The organism is Paraburkholderia hospita, assembly GCF_002902965.1.
GTDB classification, from domain to species: domain Bacteria; phylum Pseudomonadota; class Gammaproteobacteria; order Burkholderiales; family Burkholderiaceae; genus Paraburkholderia; species Paraburkholderia hospita.
Window position 1 is genome coordinate 1,190,519 of record NZ_CP026107.1, and the last position, 24,760, is coordinate 1,215,278.

At 63.7% G+C, this 24,760-nt stretch carries 21 protein-coding genes; 11 read left to right on the forward strand and 10 right to left on the reverse strand.

The features are described from left to right. Positions 1–56 precede the first annotated feature (56 nt). From ppnP to pdxR, 4 genes are all read right to left on the reverse strand, one after another. A complete protein-coding gene (ppnP, locus tag C2L64_RS38640) occupies positions 57–377 on the reverse strand; it encodes a pyrimidine/purine nucleoside phosphorylase (RefSeq protein ID WP_007585139.1) in 321 nt (106 codons plus the stop codon). A 127-nt stretch (positions 378–504) separates the two neighbouring features. Next, entirely contained in the window at positions 505–825 is a 321-nt protein-coding gene (locus C2L64_RS38645) for an SMR family transporter (protein ID WP_007585138.1), read from the reverse strand. 68 nt (positions 826–893) lie between these two features. Beyond that, complete coding sequence (locus C2L64_RS38650; protein ID WP_007585137.1) at positions 894–1,337, reverse strand: carboxymuconolactone decarboxylase family protein; 444 nt, start codon at positions 1,335–1,337, stop codon at positions 894–896. Positions 1,338–1,460: 123 nt separating this feature from the next. Next, on the reverse strand, positions 1,461–2,882 hold the full coding sequence (gene pdxR, locus C2L64_RS38655) for a MocR-like pyridoxine biosynthesis transcription factor PdxR (protein WP_007585136.1): 1,422 nt from the start codon (positions 2,880–2,882) through the stop codon (positions 1,461–1,463). A 206-nt stretch (positions 2,883–3,088) separates the two neighbouring features. On the opposite strand from pdxR, the gene C2L64_RS38660 reads away from it, so the two are divergent. The 4 genes from C2L64_RS38660 to C2L64_RS38675 all read left to right on the forward strand — a co-directional run bounded on the left by C2L64_RS38660 (position 3,089) and on the right by C2L64_RS38675 (position 7,428). Continuing rightward, positions 3,089–3,670, forward strand: a complete 582-nt coding sequence (locus C2L64_RS38660) for an LOG family protein (RefSeq protein WP_007585135.1) — start codon at positions 3,089–3,091, stop codon at positions 3,668–3,670. 243 nt (positions 3,671–3,913) lie between these two features. Continuing rightward, a complete protein-coding gene (locus C2L64_RS38665; protein ID WP_007585134.1) occupies positions 3,914–5,299 on the forward strand; it encodes an MFS transporter in 1,386 nt (461 codons plus the stop codon). Positions 5,300–5,352: 53 nt separating this feature from the next. Beyond that, a complete protein-coding gene (locus tag C2L64_RS38670; RefSeq protein ID WP_007585128.1) occupies positions 5,353–6,186 on the forward strand; it encodes a shikimate dehydrogenase family protein in 834 nt (277 codons plus the stop codon). Between the two features lie 12 nt (positions 6,187–6,198). Continuing rightward, entirely contained in the window at positions 6,199–7,428 is a 1,230-nt protein-coding gene (locus C2L64_RS38675) for an MFS transporter (RefSeq protein WP_007585127.1), read from the forward strand. A 15-nt stretch (positions 7,429–7,443) separates the two neighbouring features. Here the strand turns inward: C2L64_RS38675 and C2L64_RS38680 are convergent, their stop codons facing one another. Beyond that, the gene (locus C2L64_RS38680; RefSeq protein WP_007585126.1) at positions 7,444–7,947 is read right to left on the reverse strand and encodes an Ohr family peroxiredoxin; all 504 of its coding nucleotides are present in this window, start codon (positions 7,945–7,947) and stop codon (positions 7,444–7,446) included. 384 nt (positions 7,948–8,331) lie between these two features. On the opposite strand from C2L64_RS38680, the gene C2L64_RS38685 reads away from it, so the two are divergent. The 3 genes from C2L64_RS38685 (at position 8,332) to C2L64_RS38695 (ending at position 10,941) form a co-directional block, all read left to right on the forward strand. Further along, positions 8,332–9,360: a LysR family transcriptional regulator gene (locus C2L64_RS38685; protein ID WP_007585125.1), complete on the forward strand. Its 1,029-nt coding sequence runs from the start codon at positions 8,332–8,334 to the stop codon at positions 9,358–9,360. Between the two features lie 357 nt (positions 9,361–9,717). Next, on the forward strand, positions 9,718–10,329 hold the full coding sequence (locus C2L64_RS38690) for a TetR/AcrR family transcriptional regulator (protein WP_007585124.1): 612 nt from the start codon (positions 9,718–9,720) through the stop codon (positions 10,327–10,329). Between the two features lie 204 nt (positions 10,330–10,533). Further along, entirely contained in the window at positions 10,534–10,941 is a 408-nt protein-coding gene (locus tag C2L64_RS38695; protein ID WP_007585123.1) for a VOC family protein, read from the forward strand. A gap of 82 nt (positions 10,942–11,023) precedes the next feature. On the opposite strand, the gene C2L64_RS38700 is transcribed toward C2L64_RS38695, so the two are convergent. Both C2L64_RS38700 and C2L64_RS38705 read right to left on the reverse strand, forming a co-directional pair. After that, entirely contained in the window at positions 11,024–12,940 is a 1,917-nt protein-coding gene (locus C2L64_RS38700) for an alkyl/aryl-sulfatase (protein WP_007585122.1), read from the reverse strand. A gap of 78 nt (positions 12,941–13,018) precedes the next feature. After that, complete coding sequence (locus C2L64_RS38705) at positions 13,019–14,686, reverse strand: GMC family oxidoreductase (RefSeq protein ID WP_007585121.1); 1,668 nt, start codon at positions 14,684–14,686, stop codon at positions 13,019–13,021. A gap of 248 nt (positions 14,687–14,934) precedes the next feature. Between C2L64_RS38705 and C2L64_RS38710 the strand changes: the two genes are divergently transcribed. The 4 genes from C2L64_RS38710 to C2L64_RS38725 are packed head-to-tail and all read left to right on the forward strand — an operon-like array spanning position 14,935 to position 17,663. After that, positions 14,935–15,387: a DUF2000 domain-containing protein gene (locus tag C2L64_RS38710; RefSeq protein ID WP_007585120.1), complete on the forward strand. Its 453-nt coding sequence runs from the start codon at positions 14,935–14,937 to the stop codon at positions 15,385–15,387. After that, positions 15,384–16,118, forward strand: coding sequence for an enoyl-CoA hydratase-related protein (locus tag C2L64_RS38715; RefSeq protein ID WP_039900908.1), 735 nt, complete (start codon positions 15,384–15,386; stop codon positions 16,116–16,118). The genes C2L64_RS38710 and C2L64_RS38715 overlap by 4 nt, the downstream gene beginning before the upstream one ends. Continuing rightward, on the forward strand, positions 16,111–16,833 hold the full coding sequence (locus C2L64_RS38720) for an NAD(P)H-dependent oxidoreductase (protein WP_039900906.1): 723 nt from the start codon (positions 16,111–16,113) through the stop codon (positions 16,831–16,833). Before C2L64_RS38715 ends, C2L64_RS38720 begins: the two co-directional genes overlap by 8 nt. Continuing rightward, positions 16,830–17,663 carry an AraC family transcriptional regulator gene (locus C2L64_RS38725; protein WP_007585111.1) on the forward strand — a complete coding sequence of 278 codons (834 nt, stop codon included), beginning with the start codon at positions 16,830–16,832 and terminating at the stop codon, positions 17,661–17,663. The genes C2L64_RS38720 and C2L64_RS38725 overlap by 4 nt, the downstream gene beginning before the upstream one ends. 91 nt (positions 17,664–17,754) lie before the next feature. On the opposite strand, the gene C2L64_RS38730 is transcribed toward C2L64_RS38725, so the two are convergent. The 3 genes from C2L64_RS38730 to C2L64_RS53630 all read right to left on the reverse strand — a co-directional run bounded on the left by C2L64_RS38730 (position 17,755) and on the right by C2L64_RS53630 (position 24,751). After that, complete coding sequence (locus C2L64_RS38730; protein WP_086908562.1) at positions 17,755–23,040, reverse strand: AIDA repeat-containing protein; 5,286 nt, start codon at positions 23,038–23,040, stop codon at positions 17,755–17,757. A gap of 167 nt (positions 23,041–23,207) precedes the next feature. Beyond that, the gene (locus tag C2L64_RS38735; protein ID WP_007579965.1) at positions 23,208–24,500 is read right to left on the reverse strand and encodes an autotransporter strand-loop-strand O-heptosyltransferase; all 1,293 of its coding nucleotides are present in this window, start codon (positions 24,498–24,500) and stop codon (positions 23,208–23,210) included. 44 nt (positions 24,501–24,544) lie between these two features. Further along, a complete protein-coding gene (locus C2L64_RS53630) occupies positions 24,545–24,751 on the reverse strand; it encodes a hypothetical protein (RefSeq protein ID WP_131542594.1) in 207 nt (68 codons plus the stop codon). Positions 24,752–24,760: the final 9 nt, after the last annotated feature.

Consider the following 24,760-nt stretch of genomic DNA (forward strand, 5'->3'; position numbering starts at 1 on the left):
GCAAAGGGATGTTGCCGCGAACCCATGTGCATCGTCGCGGCAACACGCGCGAGTCGTTACAGATAGCTGCAGACGTAGTCGAGCGTTTCGATCACGTCGATGTCGAAGCGGCTCTTGCCGGGCACCGAGAACGTCTCGCCTGCGCTGTAGGTTTTCCACTCGTCGCTGCCTTCCAGACGAATGCGGCATGTGCCCGCCTGCACTTCCATCAGTTCGGGTGCGTCGGTGCCGAAGTTGAGCGTGCCGGGCAGGATCACGCCCAGCGTCTTGCGCGTGCCGTCGGCGAAAAGAACGGTGTGCGACACGCACTTGCCGTCGAAGTAGACGTTGGCGCGTTTGACAACGGAAACCTGATCGAATTGCGTTGCGGCCGTCATGGCGGTGTTCCTCTGGGTCGTTGTGAATGAAGGCAGGAGCGCCGCATGAACGTGGCGACGCGAGGCCGCCATGATACAGCCTGCCTGCGGCGGGGCTCGGAATCCCCGCGCCGGCAGCGTTGATTTTTCAGTTTGTGGAAAGCAGCTTGAGCCCGATCGCGCCGGCCAGAATGAAGGCGATGCAAAGTATCCTCATAGGGGCCGCGGAGTCGCCCAGTACCGCGATGCCCAGCAGCGCCGTGCCCGCCGCGCCAATGCCCGTCCAGATGGCATAGCCCGTCCCCACGGGCAGCGTACGCAGCGACAGTGAAAGAAGAAAGACACTGGACAAGCCGGTGGCGACGGTGAAGAGCGCAGGCATCAATCGCGTGAATCCTTCCGACCACTTCATGCCGAAAGCGAACGCGATTTCAAACAGACCTGCGACACCAAGTAAAGTCCATGACATGGATGACAGATTCATTGGTTGACTCGCCAGGCTTTGCGGCCGGGCGAGGTTGGATCAGTGCGGGTTGATCAGTGTTGCGGCGGCGTGCGGAACGCGACGCCCAACCGGTTGAATGCGTTCATCAAGCCGATCGCATAGGTGAGGTCCGCGAGTTCCTTGTCGCTGAATTCGGCGGCTGCGGCTTCATAGTCGGTGTCGGGAACGCGGGTTTCGGCCACGCGTGTCACGGCTTCAGCCCACGCTAGCGCGACGCGCTCGCGGTCGCTGAACGCTTCGCCTGCTTCGCGCCACACGGACACGAGTGCGAGTTTGTTGACCGTGACGCCGCGCTTGACGAGATCGCGGGTGTGCATGTCGATGCAGAACGCGCATCCGTTGATCTGCGAAACGCGCAGATAGACGAGATCGACCAGTTCTTTCGAAAGGCCGGAATTCTGCAGCGCGACGTACACGCCGCCGAAAGCCTTGTAGCCTTCAGGCGATGCCTTTGCGTAGTCGATGCGATTGTTCATGACGAGTCCTTGTGTGTGCTTGTTGAAAGACTCTATCGTGAGGGATCTTGGCCTGGTGATGAAGGTCCATAAATGGGTTTGAGTACCAAGCCAAGATTTCCGCGAAGATGACAGCGGCCGTCGTCATATCAGCGTCAGGATGCGACTGGCGAGATTCTCGGCAGTACGCCGCGAGTCGATATTCGTGAAGCTGACGAGCACGGCGGAAGCGCCATGGCGATTCGTCGTCCAATCCGTCAATGCTTCTCCGTACAAGCCGTCTGCGCGCATGCGCGACACCAGCCGGCGATCGGATCGCCGGCCTTGCAGGCGCAAGATCAGATGCATGCCGCCTGGCTGCGAGTCGATTCGCAGGTGTCGCCCGAGCACGCTTTCCAGGCCCTCTACGGCCGCTTCGCGACGCTCGGCATAGAGCTTTCTCATGCGCTGTATGTGTCGCGCGAAATGTCCTTCTGCGATAAAGGCTGCGACGATCGTCTGGGTCAGTTCGGGGCTGCCGCCTGCGAAAGCGTGAATGGTTTGTTCGAATCGTTCGACCAGCGCGTCCGGCACGACAAGATACGCAAGCCGCAGGGAGGGAAGCAGTACCTTGCTGAACGTGCCCGCGTACAGGACTCGCCCGTCGCGATCCAGACTCTTCAACGCAGGTAAAGGGCGACTGACGTAACGGTACTCGCCGTCGTAGTCGTCCTCGATTACCCATGCGTTGTTGCGCGTGGCCCAGTCCAGCAGCGCGAGGCGCCGCGGCAACGACAAGGACACGCACAGCGGACTCTGATGCGCAGGCGTCACGACGGCTGCGCGCGCCCTGGGCGCCCGCCGAAGCGCGTCGGAAACGACCATGCCTTCGCTATCGACGGGTATGGACACAGCGGCAATATTCAGGCGCGCCAATACTTCCCGTGTAGGCGGAAAGCCGGGGTCCTCATGCCACACACGGTCCCCGGGCTTCAGCAACGTGTGCGCGATCAACCCGAGGCTGTGACGGTATCCCGAGGTCACGAATACCTGAGAGGGCGAGCAGTCGATCCCGCGTGACACCTGAAGGTAGGCGGCAATCGCGGTCCGCAATTCGGGCAAGCCGAATACCGGCGGATGAACCATGTCGGAAGCTTGCATGGCCCGTACGCAACGTGCGCCGAGGCGTGCCCAGATCTTTCGCGGGAAGGCATCGAGAGCGGGCAAGCCCATCTGGAAGGGCAAGATCGAATCGGGCCGGAAACTGGGCTCGTCAGTACTTTCAGCCGCTTTGGGCGGCGTGGCGGCGACAAGCGTTCGCGGCTTGAGGCCAGGCGTCACGATCGTGCCTGCCTGGCCGCGCGCCTCGATATAGCCCTCGGCCGTCAGCAGTGAATAGGCGGTATCGACGGTGCCTCTCGACAAACCCAATTCGTTCGCCAGCGCGCGTGCCGAGGGTATCCGGTCACCTGGCTTCAGCACGCCACCGGCGATAGCGGCACAAAACCGATCGTAAATCTGCCGGTAGAAAGGCGAGGCGGATGCGGGATCGAGCGGCGAGAGCGGGCTGGATTTCGAGGCGTTCATGGATCAGCCGAATGTACGTAAATCATCAATGTAAAGCATGCCATGACGATCCCGATAGCCTGTACGAGGCAAATGCAGACGTGCCCGATCGTGCGCGGTCTTGGCCTGGTGCGATTGTCGATTCATGGCTCTGCCTGCCAGGCCATCCGGTTCATAGACTGATTGCCCCATTTGCGTACACCTTCACAACAAGGAAATCATTCGACATGGCGTTGCGTTCAATCAGGTCAGTCGCCGTATTTTGTGGCTCGAACCACGGCGCCTCGGAGACATACGCCGACGATGCGCGAGCGCTCGGCCGGCTCCTGGCGAAAGCCGGGATGACGGTCGTCTATGGCGGCACGACGAACGGTCTGATGGCCGTCGTCGCGGATGCCGCACTCGCTGCGGGCGGCAAAGTGCACGGTGTGACCACCGAAACCCTGCACCTGCGTGGACAATCGCATCCCGGGCTGACAAGGCGCGAGATCGCGCCGAGCCTGCAGCTTCGCAAAGCCCGGATGGTCGAACTCGCGGATGCCTTTATCGCCTTGCCTGGCGGAATCGGGACGGTCGAAGAACTGATGCAGGTATGGTCGATGAACCAGCTTTCGGAGATCGACAAACCCGTGGGCATCTTGAACTCCGCGGGCTTCTTCGGCGCGTTTCTGCAGTTCATCGATCACATGGTGGACACGAAATTCTTGCCGGCAGCGCACCGTCATTCGATATGCGTGGATGCGGATGCGGCGGGCCTCGTCGACCAGCTCGGCAGCTATACGCGTACGGATGTGCCCAAATGGCTGTAGGCTCGACTTTTCCCCCGCGACTTTCCCGTTGAGACGCACTCCCGCTCGCTACTAAAGGCACCCTCCGACACCCCTCCCGAACCCGGACAAACCCTCAGAGCGTTCGATCATCGCGCAGTCATGCGCGATGATCGAACAAAAAGGGGCGATAATCCCTTGTGCTGTATGGCCTCGGGGCGCTACGCTGCGCTCCATCCTGTCGACATTCAGATAGTCGTCAGCCTACAAAGCTAGGAGACAACCATGACCGCAGTCCCGGCTCACGAGCCCCAGGGTAAGCATCAGTCGAAGAAGGCCGCCGCCAGCGGCTGGATCGGATCGGCGCTTGAATACTACGATTTCTTCATCTATGCGACCGCATCGGCGCTGATCTTTCCGCAGATATTCTTTCCCAAGGGCAATGCCACGACTGCGATCGTCGCGTCGTTGGCAACGTACGGCGTGGGCTACGTGGCGCGGCCGATCGGCGCTTTCGTGCTCGGCCACCTCGGCGACACGCACGGCCGCAAGCAGGTACTGCTGGCCTGCATGTTCCTGATGGGCTTTTCGACGATCGGCGTTGGCCTGCTGCCTACGTATGATCAAGTCGGGTTGCTGGCGCCCCTGTTCCTCGTGCTGCTGCGTCTGGTGCAGGGCTTCGCGGTGGCGGGCGAAATCTCCGGCGCAAGCTCGATGATTCTGGAGCACGCGCCGTTTGGCCGGCGTGGCTTCTACTCCAGCTTCACGCTGCAAGGCGTGCAGGCCGGGCAGATTCTGGCTGCCGCCGTGTTCCTGCCGCTCGCGCACTACATGCCCGCCGAGCAGTTCAATGTCTGGGGCTGGCGCATTCCGTTCCTGATGAGCTTCGTGGTCATCATCGCGGGCTGGGTCATTCGCCGCAAGGTCGACGAGACGCCCGCGTTCAAGGAAGAAGGCGAGCGCACGACGCGTGCCCGCTCGCCCGTGATCGACGCGTTCAAGTACAGCACGCCGAACATGCTGCGCGTGATCTGCATGGCGCTCATGAACGTGATCCCCGTCGTGGCGACCATCTTCGGCGCGGCGTATGCGGTGCAGCCGGCCTACGGCATCGGCTTCGCGAAGGACATGTACCTGTGGATTCCCGTCGTCGGCAACATCGTCGCCGTGCTGGTGATTCCGTACGTCGGGAACCTGTCGGACAAGATTGGCCGCAAGCCGCCCATCATCGTCGGTTCGCTGCTGTCGGGCTTGCTGGCGTTCGCGTATCTCTACGCGATCAGCATTCACAGTGTGCCGCTCGCCTTCGTGATCTCGATCCTGATGTGGGGCGTCGTCTATCAGGGCTACAACGCCGTGTTCCCGAGCTTCTACCCCGAACTGTTCCCGACGGCCACCCGCGTCTCGGCAATGGCGATTGCGCAGAATATCGGCACCGCGATCACCGCAATGCTGCCCGCGCTGTTCACGGCCGTGGCGCCTCCGGGATCCAACAATATCTGGTTGACGGTCGGCGCCCTCGCTTTCGCGATCACCATCATCGCCGCACTGGCCGCATTCAGCGCCCGCGAGACGTACCGTGTTCATATGGACGAACTCGGCCAGCCTGACGCTCACCCCGTCGACAAAACCGAGTACGACGCTGCGCGGGCTGCGGCATTCGCCCACTGAAGTACGCTGAAGCCCGCCGAGCGGAACTTGACGCCTGAGAGAGCACCTTGACCATGATTTCCGGAAAGACCACCCTCGTCGCGCACATCGGTTTTCCGACCGAGAGCTTCAAGTCGCCGATGATTTACAACCCATGGTTCGAGCAGAAGGGCATCGACGCTGTCGTCGTGCCGATGGGCGTCAAGGCGGAAGATTACGAGCAGAGCTTCAAGTCGATCTTCCGCTTCACCAATCTGCGCGGGGCGCTCATCACCATGCCGCACAAGGTGACGACGGTCGGACTGGTCGATGAAGTCACGCCCGCCGTGCGCATCGCGGGGGCCTGCAACGCGGTGCTCAAGCGTCCCGACGGCACGCTGCTCGGCGATCAGTTCGACGGCGCCGGCTTCGTGCGCGGCGTGCTGGGCAAGGGGCGGCAACTGAAGGGCGCACGGGTGCTGATCTCGGGCTCGGGCGGTGTCGGCTCGGCGATCGCGGCGTCGCTGGCGGCGGCGGGCGTCGCCGAACTCGCGTTGTACGACGCGCGCAACGAATCCGCCGAGGGGCTCGCGCAGCGACTGCGCGAGCACTACCCGGCGTTGACGGTCCGCACCGGCTCGAAAGATCCCGACGGCTACGAGGTCGTGGTGAACGCGACGCCGCTCGGCATGAAGGAGGGCGATCCGCTGCCCTTCGATGTCGCGCGCATCTCGCCCACGTGTTTTGTCGGCGAAGTCGTGATGAAGTCCGAATACACACCGTTTCTGCGCGCCGCGCGTGAGAAGGGCTGTGAAGTGCAGGTCGGCACCGACATGCTGTTCGAGATGATTCCCGCCTATCTGGAGTTCTTCGGCTTCGGGACGGCGACGCCCGACGAGCTGCGCAGCGCGGCGACTATCGCCTACTAAGTCGCTGCTTCGATGTCCCCTTCGTATCGCGGCTCGCTGAGCTTTGCGTTACTTCTGCCTTTCCTGCTCGCGGCGCAGCCCGTCGCGACCGACAGCTACCTGCCCGCGCTGCCTGAGATCGCTGCGTCGCTCGGTTCGGCCAGCTCGAGCCTGACGGTCTTCGCGCTGGCCTTCGGCATCGGCCAGCTGCCGATGGGCAGCCTCGCCGATCGCTATGGACGCCGCCCCGTCTTGCTGACGGGTCTCGCCGCTTATGCCGTTGCTGCGCTCGCGGGCGCACTTGCCGCCGATGCTTCGATGCTGACGGCGGCGCGCGCGTTTCAGGGGCTGGCAATGGCCGCGATTCTCGTCTGCACGCGCGCGGCGGTGCGCGACCTCTATCCCGCGCGAGACGGACCACACGTCATGGCGCGCGGCCTGACAGGTCTCGGCGCGACGGCGCTTACGGCACCGATTGTCGGCGCGTTTATTGCACAGCACGCGGGCTGGCGCTGGGTGCTCGCGGTCATGAGTCTCTATGCGCTGGTGCTATGCGCAGCATGTTGGCGCGGCTTCGGCGAAACCATGCAGCAAGGCGAGACGGCGCAGGCGCCCGCCGGCAGCGTTCGCGAGATTTTCCAGAGCACGGAGTTCAGGGCGTGGGCGCTGCTCGCCGCGACGACCTATGGTGGCATGTTCTGTTTCCTGCTGCTTTCGCCGATGGTGTACATCGGCTACCTGGGCCTGTCGCCGCAAATGTATGGCTGGATTCCCGCAGGCGGTTCGGCGGTCTACATGTTGAGCACGATTGGCTGCCGGCATCTGCTGTATCGCCAGGGGGTGCTGCTGACGGTGCGGCAGGGCGCGATCCTGAGCATCACGGGCGCGATCATCCAGGCGCTGGGTTGCTGGCTGTTGCCGGGCACCGTGTGGCCGTTGCTACTCGGTCATGGGGTCTATAGCCTCGGGCACGGCATTCACCAGCCGTGCGGGCAGGCAGGCGCCGTGGGCGGTCTGCCGCACCTCGCGGGTCGCGCTGTGTCGTGGTCCGGCTTCATCATGATGTGCGCGGCCTTCTGCATGGGGCAGACGGCTGCGGCCTTCGTCGATCCGCAGTATCGCTACGGCGCGTGGCCGATGGTCGTGCCGATGCTGTTCGCAGGCGTGATCATCGTGACGATCGCTTTCGTCTGGTTGCCGAAGGTGGGGCGGTCATTGCCCGTTGGAACGAGGACCACGGTCGTTCCGGTGAGCGCGGAGTAGTCCGCCGGTCCGCGCTCAATCCACGACGGCCACGATATTGACCGTCCCCTGTCTCGCCATCTTCGCGTACGGGCACAAACGCTCCGCGTTTCGCACCAGTTCTTCCGCCACGGCCCGGCCGACGCCCGGTATCCGCACCCGCACATCGATCACGAGCGCATAGCCGCCATCCATCGGGTCGCGGCCGAAGGCGACCTGCACGTCGACGGCAATGTCGTTGAGTTCCATCTTGGCCCGCTTGCCGAGCAGATTGAGCGCGCCATGAAAGCAGCCGGCAAAGCCCGCGGCGAACAGTTGCTCGGGATTGGTTCCGTCGCCGGGACCGCCGAGTTCGGTGGGCAAGCGCAGTTGCACATCGAGGTTGCCGTCGGCCGAGCGAGCCACGCCGGATGCGCGGCCATGTCCCGTCTCGCCGCCGGATACGGTGACCGATGTCGTGTAGAGCGCCTCGAACTCCCGACCCCGATATCGGTCGAGCAGGGAAAGCGGGGGCGCTTCCAGTTTCTGTTTTTTGTCCATGATTCGTTCCTAGGCCTGGTGGCGAACCTCGATTTGATCGATGGCCCAAGCCCCAAGCCTTCTCCCTTTCAGACGAAGCGACAGTGAACCCGGCCCTATGTTACGTGGCGGAAAAATGTCGCGGTAGCGTCGTTCACGGACTCACGGTGTTTCCCGAATGGCGTCAATTCGCGGCGCGCTTTTTGTTCAGTCGAAATATGCAGGTATGGGAAGCGGTTCCACATCTGTTCGATGTGTCCTAAACTGAGAAAGCCAGCCGAAAGGCGGCCCCGCCGAAAGCCGGCCGCGCCGGGCGCAGCGCGGCCGGGTTCGCGAAGCGCCTTCCTTTCGTTCAGCGGCTAGCCAGATTTCTTCCACGAAAACGCCAAACTGTGGGAACTGTCGATGGATCACTCGGATGCATCGCTGCATGCTTTTCGCGTTGGCTTGCCCAACCCGGCCGACGCCCTGTCCACCTGTTTTTCGACAAGCTACGCGGGAATCATCGCCTTCATGGCGGTCGCGACGGAAGGCAGCTTCGCGAAAGCGGGCGAGCGTCTGGGAATAGGGCGCTCGGCCGTCAGCCGCAATGTTCAGAAGCTTGAATCGCAACTCAGTACCCGGCTATTTCTCCGCACGACGCGGTCCACGCATCTGACCCGCGAGGGCGAGCGTTTCTTCGAGAACTGTAATCAGGGCGTGACGCATATCGTCGACGCCATGAACGACATGCTCGATCTGCGCCATGGTCCGCCGCGCGGCGTGCTTCGCATCAGCTCGAATGTGGGCTTCGGGCGCAAGGTCGTGGCGCCGTTGCTTGCGCAGTTTTGCGAGGCTTACCCCGATATCGCCGTCGATCTCATTCTCGACGACAAGCCCGCGGATTTCGCCGCCGAGCAGATCGACGTCGCGTTTCGCGACGGCTGCATCGAGGACTCCAGCATCATTGCGAAGCAGCTGGTTCCGATGCAAATGGCGCTGTGCGCGTCGCGTCTCTACGCCGAACAACATGGTTTGCCCATGACGCTCGAAGAACTGGCGCAGCATGAATGCGTCAACCTCAGGTTCTCGGGCGGGCGCGTCTACGAGTGGGAATTCAAGGTCGACGGCCATATGCGCAAGTTCCTGCCGACGGCCAGACTGACGTTCAACGATGCGGACCTGGTATTGCGCGCGGTGCTAGAAGGGCGCGGCATCGCGCAATTGCCGGGCTATCAGATAGCCGATCACATCGCGCGCAATGAACTCGTGATGGCCTTGAGGCGGCATGTGCCGGACGATCGGGGACACTACATCTGCTACCTCTGCCGTCAGCATCTGCCTTCGCGCATCCGCGTGTTCGTCGATTTCATGACCGAGCATATCCGGGCGCTGAATCTGCTTTGCCTCGACGATTTTTATATCGATTCGCTGGAAAGCGAGCGTCAGGCGTGATGCGCTGATCGTCGCTTACGGGGTGCGCATTGGTGCTCACGCGGCAACGGTGAGTGTTCACGCGTGTATCTACCGGTGCAGAGGCGCGCCGCCTACCATTCAGACATATCGACGCGCCGTCGATATCTGGATGGAGGGCATCATGCTTCGTGTCGAACCTCTATGGGCGTTGACCGGCTGGATCGTGCTGGTCGCAATCAATATCGCACTTGCCATTGTCGTCTCGTTCAGCGGCGCTATCTGATTTCTGTTTTCCTGACGGTTGGCTCGCATCTTCATTCCCTAATCCCGTGGCCCGTAGAATAGGTTTCGTTGCACCGTTTTGACGGGCACGAGACTCCACAAGGAAAACAAGGAATGAACGACCGGTCACCGCAAAAGCGCTTGCGGCCCCGAAAGACACCGAGCCAGCCGCGCTCGGAAGAGACCGTCGCATCAATCATCGAGGCGGCCGCGCAGATTCTCGAAACGGAAGGATTCGACGGGTTCAATACGAATGCGGTGGCCGCGCGGGCCGGCGTCAGCATCGGCTCGCTTTATCAGTATTTTCCGGGCAAGGACGCACTCACGGTCGCGCTGATCCGGCGTGAGATGACGCGTTTTCATGAGGACATCGCCGTCGCCCTTACGAAGCGCAGCGGCAAGGCCGGGCTGGAGTATCTGATCGGCGCGGCCGTGCGCCAGCAATTGCAGCGTCCGCGCCTGGCGCGACTTCTCGATATCGAAGAGGGCCGACCTGCATTGCGCGATGAACTGGCCACGTCGGAACTCGAACAGATGGCCACCGAGGTCATCAAACGCGCGATACCCCGGCACACCCATCCCGAAGTCGCGGCAGGCGACCTGTTCGCCATTGTCCGGGGCGTCGTCGATGCGGCTGGCGAGCGGGGAGAGACCGATATCGAGAACCTCGAATATCGCGTGCGGGCCGCTGTGTTCGGTTATCTGTCGAAGACGGGCGCGCCGTGAATGCACGGCGAAACATGCGCGAATGTGAGCAAACGGATTGGCGTCCGTGGCCGGTTATTGGCTGAAACGCCTTTGCGCAGGCGGGTTTCGCGTGCATCGGCGCGTGCGCGCAATGCGAGTTGTTGAATGTGAGCCTCTGCTTATATTCTGAGGTCCTCGGGCGGACGTGGCATAGGGCCACCGCCCATGTATGAGAGACCGATGATGAATGACCTTACCCAAAGCATGAAGCTCAACCATCTGAGCTTTCCTTCCGCCGATACCGTCGCGACCGCGAAGTTCTTTGAACAGTACCTGGGCTTCGCGATCGCGGGAACGTGGGAGAAATCGTATATCCTGAAGCGCCCCGGCTATGACGTCGTGATCGATCACGCCAGCGACGATGTTCCGGCATGGCCGAAGAATTTTCATGTCGGCTTCGAGTTGCCGGGCTTCGATGACGTTCGCGCGTTGTATGAGCGTTTCAAGGCGGACGGCGTGCAGATGGAAACGGGCATTTTCAATAATGGCCGCGGTTCGCGCTTCTTTTGCCGCGCGCCGGGCGGCGTGATGTTCGAATTGAACACACGCCGCGACGCGGCGCCTGAATATCGCGGGACATTCGACAACTGAGAATGGCCTGATCATAAAGAGGATCTGAATACTCTTTATGATTAGAGCAGGGCAAGGCGGTCGTGGTGTCGGACTAGACGGACTACGGCTCGACGACATTGAAATCGCCGTCGAACTGATCAAGCGTTTCGAGCAGCGCGCGGAACAGCGCAACATCGCCTTCCAGCTGAATTTCACGCGCCGCGACGGCATCCTTGAAGCCCGTCTCGCCACAGAGAATACGGTTCAGCGTCTGCCTCGACATCGAAACGTGCAGATCGGTGCCTTCCCCACGCACGGACGATGACCACGTCAACGCACCGTGTTGCAGCTTTAGTGTGAACTGCCTGCGAATGTCGGTGAATCGCCAGTCGATCTGCATCTTCAGATGCTGCGCCTTCAACCCATCGACCCTTACCGCAAGATAATCGAAGAACATTTCTTCCGTTATCGCGCACACCATGTCACGGCTGCGGTTGCCGAATTGCGTCGAAGCATCGCCGCGCCCCTCGCGCAACTCGCGCGCGCCGAGCAGGAACGCATTACGCCACGTAGCCGATTCCGCCTGATAGCCCATCTGCTCCAGCGCAGCCGCGCCGAGTTCGCGCGCCTCGCGCAAGCGCGGCTGAGCGAACACGAGATGATTCATCACTTGTGCGACCCACCGGTACTCGCCCTTTTCGAAGTCCACGCGGGCACGTTCGAGAATCGCATCGGCGCCGCCCATGTACTCGACATAGCGGGGCGCCGAGGCTTCCGGCGGCAGCGCATGCAGGTGGCTCGGATTGCCGTCGTACCAGCTCAGATAGTGCTGGTAAATCGCCTTCACGTTGTGCGATACGGTGCCGTAGTAGCCGCGCGTATGCCACGTGTTGAGCAACGCATCGGGCAGCCGGATCTGCTCGGCGATTTCAACGGCATTCAGTCCGCGATTCATGAGCCGTACGGTCTGATCGTGCAGGAACTTGTAGAGATCCCGTTGCGCCTCCAGGTAGTCGACGATCCGCTCGTTGCCCCACGTCGGCCAGTTGTGCTGCGCGAACACGACTTGCGCGTCGTGTCCATAGCGGTCGAGCGATTCGCCGAGGTAGCGCGACCACAGTTGCGCGTTACGAACCTGCGCGCCGCGCAGCGGACACAGATTGTGCAGCGAGCGCGTGCCGTTCTCCGCGAGATTGAGCGCGCGCTCTTGCGGAAAGTAGAAGTGCATCTCGGCGGGCGCTTCGCTTTCGGGCGTCAGCTGGAACACGATCTCGACGCCGTCGATCACATGCGTTTCCGACGTCGCTTTGATCAGTTGCGTCGGCGCGATCAGCGTGATGGTCCCGCGTGGGATGGTTTTGCCCATGCCCGTGTCGATCTGGCAACAGGCGTTGCGCGGCAGCGTGTGGCCGAACTGGAACTGCGCGCGGCGCGCCATGGCCGTGCCCGCCATCACGTTCTCCGACACAGCCTCTTCCATGAATCCCACTGGCGCGATGATCGCTGTCTTGCCTGCCGTCACATCGTGCTCGCTGACGACGCCACGCACGCCGCCGAAATGATCGGCGTGACTGTGACTGTAGATCACCGCGACAACGGGACGCTTCGGGCGATGCGCAAAATACAGATCGAGCGCGGCGGCGGCTGTCTCCTTGCAGGTCAGCGGATCGATCACGATCAGCCCGCTGTCGCCCTCGATGAACGTGATGTTCGAGACGTCGAAGCCTCTCACCTGGTAGATGCGCTCCGTCACCCTGAACAGCCCATGCAGCATGTTCAGCCGCGCGTGACGCCATAACGCGGGATGAGCCGTCGCGGGCGCGCGTTCTTCTTCGAGAAAGCGGTAGTCTGCGAGGCTCCAGACCAGTTGATCGTACGCGCCGCGAATCTCCGCATCGGGAATCGTGCCGATGAAACCACGTCGCGCGTCGGCTTCTTCAAGGGGATCGTCCGGTGGCAGTTCGCGCAGCGCACGCTCTTGCGCGGACACAGTGACAGCGGACGCAGGCAATGATTGATAAGGCGTCGGGTGTGGCATCAAATGCTCCTGTTAGACAGGTGGCGCCCGCGGCCTCAGGACTCGCGGACGCTAAATCCAGGTTGTTGGTGTTTCGAATCAGCGCGCAGCGGCGCGAATCATGTCTGCCGCCTTTTCACCGATCATCATCGCGGGCGCATTCGTATTGCCGCCGATCAGTGTGGGCATGATCGAACAATCGACGACGCGCAGCCCCTCGACACCTCTCACGCGCAGTTCGTTATCGACGACCGCGAGCGGGTCACTGGGCGGCCCCATCCGGCAGGTGCCGACCGGGTGGTACAAACAATCCGCGTGGCCGCGCACGAAGGCGCGCAGGCTTTCCTCGCTCACGAAGCTTTCGCTTTTCATCTCGCGTCCACCGAGGTCTTTCATGGCCGGCTGGTTCATCACGTCGCGCATGATGCGAATGCCGGCGATCAGCGTTTCCATATCGCGCGGCGCGCTCATCAGACGCGTATCGATCAGCGGCGCTTCGCGCATGTCGGGCGACCGGAGACGAACGACACCGCGGCTCTCGGGGCGCAGCACGCAGATATGTCCCGAGTAGCCATGCCCGAGCTTGCGCCGGCTGCCCATGTTGCGATTGCCGATCAGCGCGACCGTGAACACGAGATTCAGATCGGGGCGGTCGAGTTCAGGTCGGCTCTTCACGAACGCACCCGCTTCGACGAAGTTCGATGTCAGCATGCCGGCACGCTGGCGCCGGTAGCGGCGGATCTCCTTCAACAGCCGCAAGCCGCCGCGCAGCGTAGCGCCGAACAGATCGGTACTGTCGAGCTGCGTATTGATCACGATGTCGAGATGATCCTGCAGGTTCTCGCCGACGCCGGGCAGATCGTGACGCACCTCGATGCCCATTTCCTGCAGATGTTTCGCCGGTCCGATGCCTGAGGCGAGCAGCAGTTGCGGCGAATTGAACACGCCGCCGCTCACGATCACCTCGCGTCGGGCGCGCAAGGTCTGTTCGACGCCGTCGCGCGAGACCACCACGCCCACCGCGCGCCGGCCTTCGAACACGAGGCGTAGCGCCTGCGTTCCCGTCAGCACATGCAGGTTATGGCGGCCGCCGTTGTAGCGCCCATCGACGGTCTTGCCGCGGTGCAGGTACGCGCGCGCGGCGTTCCAGCGTTCGCCGTTGTGCTGGGTCACCTGGTAGTAGCCGAAGCCTTCCTGTTCGGCGCCGTTGAAGTCGTCGTTCAGCGTGTGGCCCGCCTGCTGTGCGGCTTGCAGGAAGTACTGGCAAAACGGGTTGGGCGAACGAAGGTCGTTGACGTACAAGGGGCCGTCCGTCCCATGCCACGGGTTGGCCGTGCCGGCAAAGCGCGTGTTGTTTTCGCTGCGCCTGAAATACGGCAGGACGTCGTCGTAGCTCCACCCTGTGCAGCCTTGCGCGGCCCAGTCGTCGTAGTCCTTGCGATGGCCCCGGATATACACCATGCCGTTGAGCGACGACGAGCCGCCGAGCACGCGTCCACGCGGCTGGTAGCTGCGGCGGCCGTCGAGCGCCGGCTGCGGCTCGGTGTAGTAGCCGTAGTTGTACGGGCCCGGCTTGACGACGGTTTTAGCGAGACCGACCGGCGTCCAGATCAGGTAGTGGTCATCGGGGCCGCCGTTTTCGAGCACGGCGACGCTGACCGTCGGATCGTCGGACAGACGTCCCGCGACGGCGCAACCGGCGGAGCCGGCACCGATCACGAGATAGTCGTATTCGCCTGAAAGAGGCGGGGAGGCGGACCGGGTCATCGATGGATTCCTTTTTGTTGTGCGGCAGGCGTGGGCGCGCCGTCGCTGTCTCCAGGCGGTATGCGGTACGACGATAGAGGCAGTGTGGTAAAGGCGGGACTACCCGAAACGGGGAGGGGTGGAGATGGAGAGGCGTGATCGTCGGATCGGCTTGCCCGCGATCAAGCGAGGCCCTGCAAAATCGTCCAATACTTTCGACAAAACTTTCCCTAGCATCTCTCCAAGGTTGGTTCATCAGGAGAAGGGAATTGTCTTTGCAAGCAGAAGCACAGTCATCGATCGAGTCGGAAGCCGCGCGCAAGTCGGAGCGCTGCGTCATCGTCGTGGACGCAGCGTTGGCACCGGGCAAGGCGTCGAATGCCGCAGCCGTCGTCGCGTTCACGCTGGGGCAGCGCCACAGCCATCTCGTCGGCGCGCCATTGCGGGAGAGCGACGGCACCGCGCATCCCGGTCTGATCCCGATTGGCATTCCCGTGCTCAAGGCCACTACGGAGCAGCTGGGCGAGCTTCGGCAGAAATCGCTGGCCCACTGCGACGTGGTGGACTTTCCCGTGCAAGGGCAGGCCACCACCGACTACGACGCTTTCCTCGACGCCGTCAACGCGCTTTCCGGACCTTCGTTGCAGTACCTCGCAATCGGCCTCGTCGGACCGAGGAACAGGATCGGCAAACTGGTCGGTGGCTTCGCACTGTTCGCATGATGGTCGCCAACCTCACATCGGAACTGGACGGGCAGGTCTGGTCCATCGGCATCAACCGCCCGGACAAGCGCAACGCGCTCAACAGCACGATGTTCGATGCGCTCGCGAACGCGCTACGGCTTGCACAGGGCAACGTGCGCGTCCATTGCGTGCTGCTGCACGGAACCAGCGATTGCTTCTGCGCGGGCCACGACACGGCTGCATTCGGCTCGCTCTGGCCGCAGACCGCCGACGGCGCAGTCACGCGCTGCATCAATGCCTTTGCCGAGCAGCACAAGCCGCTGGTCGCCGCTGTGAACGGCGCGGCGGTGGGCTTCGGTGCGACGATGCTGTTACACGCCGACTGGGTGGTCGCCGGCGAAAGCGCGGTGTTCCGCTTTCCATTCGCCGACCTCGGCATCGTCCCCGAAGCGGGTGCGACTGCGTTGCTGGCTCGCCGGGTCGGCGATCTGGTTGCGCGCGACTGGTTGATGAGCGGGCGACCGGTCGGCGCCGAGGAAGCCTTGAAATGTGGCTTCGTTTCGCGTGTGGTGCGTGACGCCGAGGTGCGCGAAGCGGCCGTCGAGTATGCGTCGCGCCTCGCTTCAAAGCCGCCGAGCGCGCTTCAGGCCACACGGCGCCTGTTGCGCGAAGGCGCCACGCTATCGGCCGCGCAGGCAATCGACAGCGAGCTTGCGTATCTCAACGCCTATATCCCAGCTGTTTCATGGAGGTCGATCCCTCATGCGTAGCGTTCATATTGTCCACGCTCACCCGGAGCCGCATTCCTTCTGCACGGCAATGGCGCATGACGCGCGACGCCTGCTGACGGCGCGCGGCGACCACGTGAGCTTTTCCGATCTGTACGCGCTCGACTTCGATCCCGTCGTCCGCGCAAGCGATTTCACCGAACGCGCCGATCAGGACTACCTCGTCTACGCGTTAGAGCAGCGCCATGCGCTCGAACACGATGCCGTTGCGCCCGACATCCGGCGCGAAGTCGATGCGCTGATGGCCAGCGACATCCTGATGCTGGTGTTCCCGCTCTACTGGTTCTCGGTGCCGGCGCTCGTCAAGGGCTGGATCGACCGCTGCTTCCTGTCGGGCGCGCTGTATGGCGGCAAGCGTATCTATGGGCGCGGCGGCATGGTGGGCAAACGGGCCGTGATCGGCGTCACGCTCGGCGGACGCGAGCACATGTTCGGCGCGCAAGGCATTCATGGCGAACTCGCGCGCGGCATGCTGCGTCATCTGTTGCAGGGCACGCTCGGCTATGTCGGCTACGAAGTTCTCGAACCGTTCTTCGCGTGGCATGTTCCTTACTGCTCGCCAGGCGAGCGGGCGGATACGCTCACACGTTGGGGCGATTTCGTCGAGCGGCTCGACGAGCAGCGGCCCATGACGATGCCGCGGCTGGAGGACTATGATGATATTTTTCGTCCGCTTCCACAGGCCGCATCACGATGAAAGCCACATTGCCGACGCCTTCCGTCAAGCTCTGGCGCGCGCCCGATGTCATGGATGCCGTCATGCTCAAGGGCCAGTTCGTCGGCCACCGGTATCCGCCGCACACGCATGACACCCATTGCCTTGCCGTGATCACGGGCGGAACGCTCGCGGTCGAGGTCCGGCAGGAGCGGCGCCTGTGCCGTCGCGGCGACGTGATCGTCATCGATGCGGACGTGGTGCATGCAGGCGTAGCCGCCGGTGATGGCCACTGGAAAATGCGCGTCGAACACGTGCAGCCTGCGGCGCTCGCTGCTTATTGCGAGCGGCTTGGCATTCCACGACGCGAACGGTTCGAGGTGACGAGCCCGTTCATCGTCGACGCCGAGGTGTCGCGCTACCTTTACGGCGTGAACTGGTGTTCCGAAGTGGATGACGATCCATTCAAGCGCAGCGAGGCGCTCGCGTGTGCTGTCGTCGGCCTGCATGCGCGGCACGCTGCACGCGCCGCCGATTTCCCTGTGGTGCGCCGAGAGCCTGCGCTGGTTCGCGCGGTCAAGAGCCGGCTGTGCGAAGACCTGCACGCGCGGATCACGCTGTCGACGCTGGCCTGCGAGTTCAACGTGACGCCGTTCGTGCTGCTGCGTGCATTCGAGCGCGAAGTTGGGCTGAGCCCGCATGCGTTCCAGCAGCAGGAACGCGTGCGTCACGCCATGCCGATGCTGCGATCCGGCAGACCCATCGCGGAAGTCGGCGCGCGAACCGGCTTTGCCGATCAGTCGCACTTCACGCGCGTGTTCAAGCAGCAAACGGGCGTGACACCGAAGATCTATCAGGCCGCGTTTTCATGATCGACGAAGCCCGCATGCGAGCGGGCAGGGTAGCATCGGCGGCGGCATGCCGAAGCATGCCGCCCGCGAGCCGTTGCGTAGCTTCGCGCGCTCAGAACCGATAACCCACCTGCAGATGCGCCGCCTGCGCGGAAGCATGCCCCGTCGCGATCAGCGCGTCATAGTCGATCGACACGCTCAACGCTTTCGTCGGCTGCATGCCGAGGCTGACGCCCGCCGTCAGCTGATCGCGCGGCAGCGTAGTGCCGGACGCGGCGAACAGCGTGCCGTCCTGCGCGCCGACCGTCACGGTGCGGCCGGTGCCGAGCAGCTCGCGCGCATAGCCGACTCGCAGTTCGAGGTTCATCGGCCGTAGCTGATTGCCGAAGTCCTTGTCGAACGAAATCTGCGCGTAGGGTTGCAAGCTACGCACGTTGTCCGTGCCGACCGTCAGATCCTGGCCATTCGCGCCGCTTTCGCCGAAGCCGTTGGCGTGCAGATACGAGAAGCGCATGCCGATGCGCGGCGTCACCTTGACGCCGCCAAGCGCGAGCGGCAGCGCCGCCTGCGCAGCCGCCGACGCTTCCTGTCCCACGTGATCCCCTTCGGCCGTGCCCACTGTGCCAAAAGGCCGCTTCTGCGACAGGAAATCGACGCCCGCGCCAACCGTTGCGGAGACATCGACGGGGCCGAACGTTCTCGCGCCGTACAGCGCTGCACGCAGCGAGTCCGTTGTGCCGGAGTCGCCCGTGCCGTCCTCGCTGATGTCGTTGTGGTTGTAGCTGCCCGCGACGCCGACCGTGGACGCGCCGACCCGATTGTCGAGTCCGGCGATGAAGCCATAGTTGCGCGCTTCGAACCCCGGCGCGCTGCCCGTGCCGTGCACCTTCGTCTGCGAACCGGTCGCGTTCACCCATACCGACTTGCCGACCATCTCGTAGCCCGACAGCGCCACGCGTTCGAGCAGCGCGGCGTTCGTCGCCTGCGCGGACAGTGCGAGCGTGGTGCCGAGCGCGGTGTAGATGCTCGTGTCGGTGGGCGCGACAATCGTCACGCCCGTTGGTGCGCTGTCGGCGGGCGGCTGCTGTCCGAGTCCGCTCAGCACCAGATCGACTTCGTTAGCGGCATATTCGACGGATTGCTGCAACGCGCCGAGGTTCGCGCCGCTGGCGAGCGTGCTCGATACGTTCGTGAAGCGGCCGTTCACGCCCGCGTTTGCGGTCACGATCGCGTATCGGGTGGCCTGATAAGTGCCCGGGTCGTACACGATCCGCAGCCCGCCGTTGAGCGTCGCCGCGCCGCCTACGCGCAATTGGGAACCCGAGGTCGGGCTCACCTCGATCGCGAGCGTTGCGCTGCTTGCCTGCGTATAGTTGCCGCCGACTGTCAGCGTGCCGATCGAACCGCCCGGCATCACGACGCCGTTGTTCGTCACGCTGCCCGCAATCGAACCATGCCCGCGCAAGGTGCCCGGCGCATCGACGATGACGTCGCCGCCCAGTCGCGCGCCAGGATTGTCGATATCACCGACGGCGAGCGTGCCTGTCATCACCTCGGTAGCGCCCGTGAACAGATGACTGTCGCCGTTCAGCACGACGGTGCCCGTGCCTTGCTGCTCGATGCGGCCTGCGCCCGTGACATTGCCCATGTAGGTGATTGCGTCGGGCCGGTTGAATACGAGCAGACCGTCGTTGACGGTGTTGCCGACGAGTTCGCCTGCCGCCGTGCCCTGGCCGATCGTCAGCGTGCCGCCCGCTGACACGACGGGATTCGTCAGTGATCCGAACAGATGTTGCGTGCCGCCGCTCAGCACCTGTGTGCCGCTCACGCTCGCGCCGCTCGATACCGTCTGCAGGCCGCCGCTCGCGACGATCGAGCCGTTTGCTGTGCCGCCCGACAGCACGTCCTGCGTGCCGCCCGAGGCCACCATCGTGCCGGATGTCACGCCGCCCGAGCTGACTGTCTGCATGCCACCCGACGCGACCGATGTGCCGTTCGTCACGCCGCCGGAGCCGACCGCCTGCGTGCCGCCCGACGCGACCGATGTGCCGTTCGTGGCGCCGCCCGAGCTGACCGTTTGCGTGCCGCCCGAGGCGACCGACGTGCCGTTCGTCACGCCGCCCGAGCTGACCGTTTGCGTGCCACCCGAGGCAACCGACGTGCCGGACGTGGAGCCACCCGAGCCGACCGTCTGCGTGCCGCCCGAGGCGACTGTCGTGCCGGATGTGATGCCGCCCGAGCTGACCGTCTGCGAGCCGCCGGAGGCCACTGTCGTGCCGCTTGTCTTGCCGCCGCCCGTCACCGACTGCTGGCCGCCGCTGCCGACGGATGTACCGACCGTCGTTCCGCCCGACACGACCTCGCTGCCGCCGCTGCTGACGACGGTGCCGCTCGCCGTGCCGCCCGACGTCACGATGCTAGACCCACCACTGCCGACGGAGGTCCCCGTCGCGACACCGCCCGACGAGACCAATTGCGTGCCGCCGCTGACCTGCGTGCCGCTCACGGCGCCGCCCGCCAGAACCGTCTGCGTGCCGCCGCTGCTCACCACTGTCCCGCGCGTGATGCCGCCCGACGAGACGACCTGCTGTCCGCCACTGCTCACTTGCGTATTGCTCGTCGTGCCGCCCGCGACGTCCTGCGTGCCGCCGGACACGACCTGCGTGCCTTGCGTCGTCCCGCCCGACGATACGATCTCGCGGCCGCCGCTACTGACGACAGTGCCGTTCGTCCTGCCACCCGCGCTGACGATCACATTGCCGCCCGCCACCGCCGTCGTGCCCGACGCGGTGCCGAACACCGTCTGCGAACCGTTGGACGTCACCGTCGTTCCGACCGTCGTGCCGCCCGCTGACACGACTTCGGAGCCGCCCGACGTCACGAAAGATCCGCTCGCCGTGCCGCCCGCCAACACGGTGTCGACACCGCCACTGCCAACCGACGTGTTGATCGCCGTGTTGCCCGCGAGCACCGTCAGCGCGCCGCCGTTTTCGACGATCACGTTCTGCGCGGTGCCTGAAACGATCGTAAATACGCCATTCGCATTGGTGCCGGACACAGTCGCGGACGTATTGGTGACGAGCGCGGCGCCTGCCAGTTGCGTGACGCCGACGGCTGTTCCCCCCGACGACACAGTGAGCTTTCCGCCGCTCGACACAGTGGTCGCCGATGCCGTGCCGTTCGTCAGCACGGTTTGTGCGCCGCCGCTCTTGACGGACGTGTCGATCGTCGTGCCGCCCGCCGACACGATCACGAGCCCGCCGCTGCCGGCCGTGGTCTGGGTCGCCGTGTCGCCCGCCAGCACCGACAGTTGCCCGCCGTTCTCGACGATCACGTTTTGCGCCTGGCCGCTGACGATGCTGAACGCGCCGCTCGCGTTGCTGCCGCTCACGGTCGCCGACGTATCGGTGATGAGCGCCGCGCCCGCGCTCTGCGTGACATTAACGGCCGTCCCGCCGCCCGACACGATCAGCCGGCCGCCGTTGTTCACTGTCGCGCCGTCCGCGACGCCGCCCGACGACACGAGCAATTGGCCGCCATTGCTGACGGTCGTGTTGTCCGCCTCGCCGCCGCCTTGCACGGTCGCGCTGCCGCGATTGCCGATTTGCGTGCCGCTCGCCGTCGTGCCGCTGAGTACGCTCAGCGAGCCGCCGCCTTCGAGAAATACGCCTTGCGCGACACCGTTGGAAATCGAGAACGCGTTGGTCGAGCCGTTCGCAGTGTTGGTGCCCGTGACGGTCGCCGACGTATTCGTGATGAGCGCCGCGCCCGATTGCTGCGTGACGTTCGTCGCGGTGCCGCCGGACGACACGGTCAATGTGCCGCCGTTGCCAACCGTGGTGGTCGTAGCCGACGCGCCCGCGACGACCACCGCAGAACCTTGATTGACGATGTGCGTATTGGTTGCCGAATTGCCGGCCAGCACCGTCAACGTGCCGCCGTTTTCCAACAGGATGTTGTTCGCGGCGCCGCTCGAAATCGAAAAGGTGTTGCCGTCGCCGTTGATGCCGCTGACGGTTGCCGAGGTGTCGGTGATAAGCGCCGCGCCGCTCGATTGCACGATTCCCGTCGCGGTCGCGCCGCCGGACACGGCGATCGTGCCGCCGTTGAGTACAGTCGTGTTGCTCGCCGTGCCGCCCGCCGATACTGTTTGCCGTCCGCCGTTGCTGACGGTCGCGCTGGTCGCGACGCCGCCGCTCAGCACGTTCTGCGCGCCGCCGCCGCGAATGCTCGCCCCGCTGTCGGTGCCTTGAACGTTCTCGATGCCGCCTGCGGAGAGCGTCGTCGATACAGCTGTGCCGCCGCTGGAGACCGTCAGCGCGCCGCCGCTCACGACGGCGCTCACGACCGAGCCGCCGCTGCCGACGCTTGCCTGGCCGCCGTTGTTGACGGACGTCGCACTCGCGACGCCACCGGACGACACGATCAACCGGCCACCCGCGCCGACCGTCGCTGACGTGTCGATGCCCGCGACGTTTTCGATGCCGCCCGCGTTGATCGTCGTGCCTGTCGCAGTGCCGCCCGCCGAAACGGTGAGCGTGCCGCCGCTGAGAATGGTGCCGACCGCCGACCCGCCGCTGCTAACGATGCTCTGGCCGCCCACCACGGTCGTCGCGCTCGCCGTTCCACCCGACAACACGGTCTGCGACGCGCCGCTGCTGATGGTGGCCGACAGGTCCGTGCCCATTACCGAGTCGATACCGCCCGACGAGACCGTCGTGCGCGTCGCGCTGCCGCCTGCGGACACGATGATCTGCCCGCCGGCGCTGACCGTCGTTCCGCGTACGACGCCACCCGACGACACGGTCACTGTGCCCAGGCTGCGTACCGTCGTGCCGCTCGCAATACCGCCGCCCGCGACGATCTGCACGGACGAACCGCTCACGATCGTGCCACTTGCCAGGCCACCGGATGAAACGACTTCAGACGCTCCGCCGAGCAGCGTCGTGCCGCTCGTCGTACCGCCCGCATCGACGACGTCGGCGCCGCCGCTGATAGTCGCGCCACGTGCTACGCCGCCCGACGACACGTGCATGAGTCCGCCCGTAGCGACACTCGTGCTCTGCGCCAAGCCGCCCGACAAGACGGCCTGCGTGCCGCCGTTGCCGACGCTCGTGTTGCTGGTGACGCCGCCGGACAGCACGTTCTGCAAGCCGCCCAGCGTGACGCTATCGTTGACCGTCTTGCCGAGCACGTTCTCCGTGCCGCCGATCGTCGCGCCCGTTTCGGTGTCACCCGCGGCGACCGTCGTCTGGGCGAGTGCGCCTTGTGCGAGCCACGGCTGGATCGTCAGCGCCGCGAGCAGCATGCCGAGCAGGCGCGAACATCGGCGATAGCGTCGGCCGAAAGCGCGCACGACGTGCACAGCGTGCACGCGACGCCACGTCATTCTTGTCATTGTGTTCCCCGAATTTCCCTGTATTCACTACTGCACTTCTTTTGTTGTTTGTCGTGCTACGGGTACTGCGTGCTGCTTTTTAGTTCTGTATTGGGTGCTTCTGATACTTCTGGTGCTTCGCCCTCAGTTTTTCGCTGTGGGAATCTCATGCATCGAGGTGACGAAGTTCAGGCAGCTGCCACTGCCTGTGCATTGAACGCCGGAATCCGGCTGATCGTGTTTTTGACCTGTTCGGCCGTAATGAGCCGCGTGCATTCGAATTGCCGCGATGTGCCCGCGTGACGCGGACACCACATGAAATCCTGATGATCGAACTGCACGCGCACATCGTTCCAGCAGCTGTTGCACGTGTGATAGTTGATGACGCGGTACGGCGTGTCGAATTCGTTGGTGGGATGTGTGAAGCCGCTGATCATCACGACAGGCGTGTTCATCGTCCATGCAAGCCATGACAGGCCGCTGCTCAAGCCAACGAAAAACTCAGCATGCTTTAGCCAGCGCGCGCGTTCGGCAAGCGGTTGCTCGCCGGTGAAATCTTCGCAACCGTGGGGCAGGTGATTCCATACGACGCCGTTACCGTGCGTCGCTTTCTGATCGATGCAGATCACGCGGTAGCCACGCTGCTTGAGAAATTGCACGATCTCGCGCCAGCCGGTGGGGTTGTTCCAGTACTTGCATTGCGTGGTGCTTTGGGTCGCGATGCAGACGTACTTCTCGGGAATCGGGCGGCTCGCGTCGGGCAATGTGATCCTCGGACGCTCCTCTTGCGGATCGACGCCGAGAATGTAAGCGGCCGTACGATGCAGGCCGACCAGCCTGAAATCGCAGGGCTGATGCACATTCGCTTCGTCGGTGAAGAAGAGGCCGATGTTGTAGGTCGCGTAGTAGTCGTCGGGATTGACGGCGTTGGGCGTGACGAAGGTGATCGACGGGTAGGCGTCCCTGAACAGTGCGATCAGCGCTTCGCCCATCACACACGTCAACCGGCAGCGATGCTGCCGCTCGAACTTCGCGACATACGGAAACCAGCCGAGCGTGTCGCCAAGCGTGCCGACGGGGAGATGCACGAGCACGTTGCGATCGGTCAGATCGAGTCGATGCCGGAACACTTCCTTGCCTTGCGACCAGACTTCGATTTCGAACGGCACGTAGTACTTCTTGCTGCTGGCGACCGCGCCCGCCGCGAGTTGCGTTTCGAACAGGGGATTCGCGGTTGCGGTGTCGCGCAGCAGCACGCGCCATTCGCCGTTGCCTGCGGGGAGCGTGACGCGGCAGCCATCGTTGAAATCGAAGCGGATGCCGGCGGGCCCTTGCTGGGTCGGCACGGCCGTTGGTCTTTGAACGGGCTGGCCGCTCGAAGGCGTTGCTTGAGGGGCGGCCGTGTCGTTGTTCTTCGAGTTGGTTTGCGCGCTATCGGCGCTCTCTGTCACCGTGCATGACTGCGTCACTGCTGTCGACATATTCGAAATGAAAGTTAAACAACACGAGAACCCCAGCTATCCGGTCAAGAGCGCGCTTGCGCTTTATTCCAGATGTCGTGAAGCGAAAAAGGCGGGCCATGCACGATTGCCCAAATACTGGAAAAACCTTTGCCGCTGCCGCTGCTGGTCGTGAAGTGTTCTGGCTTCACGATCTTTTTATTGACCGCGGTGATATCGGCAGGTGAGCCTGAAAACTTTAATTGCGGTTTGTCATTGTGCAATCGGTGCAATGAGGGCTT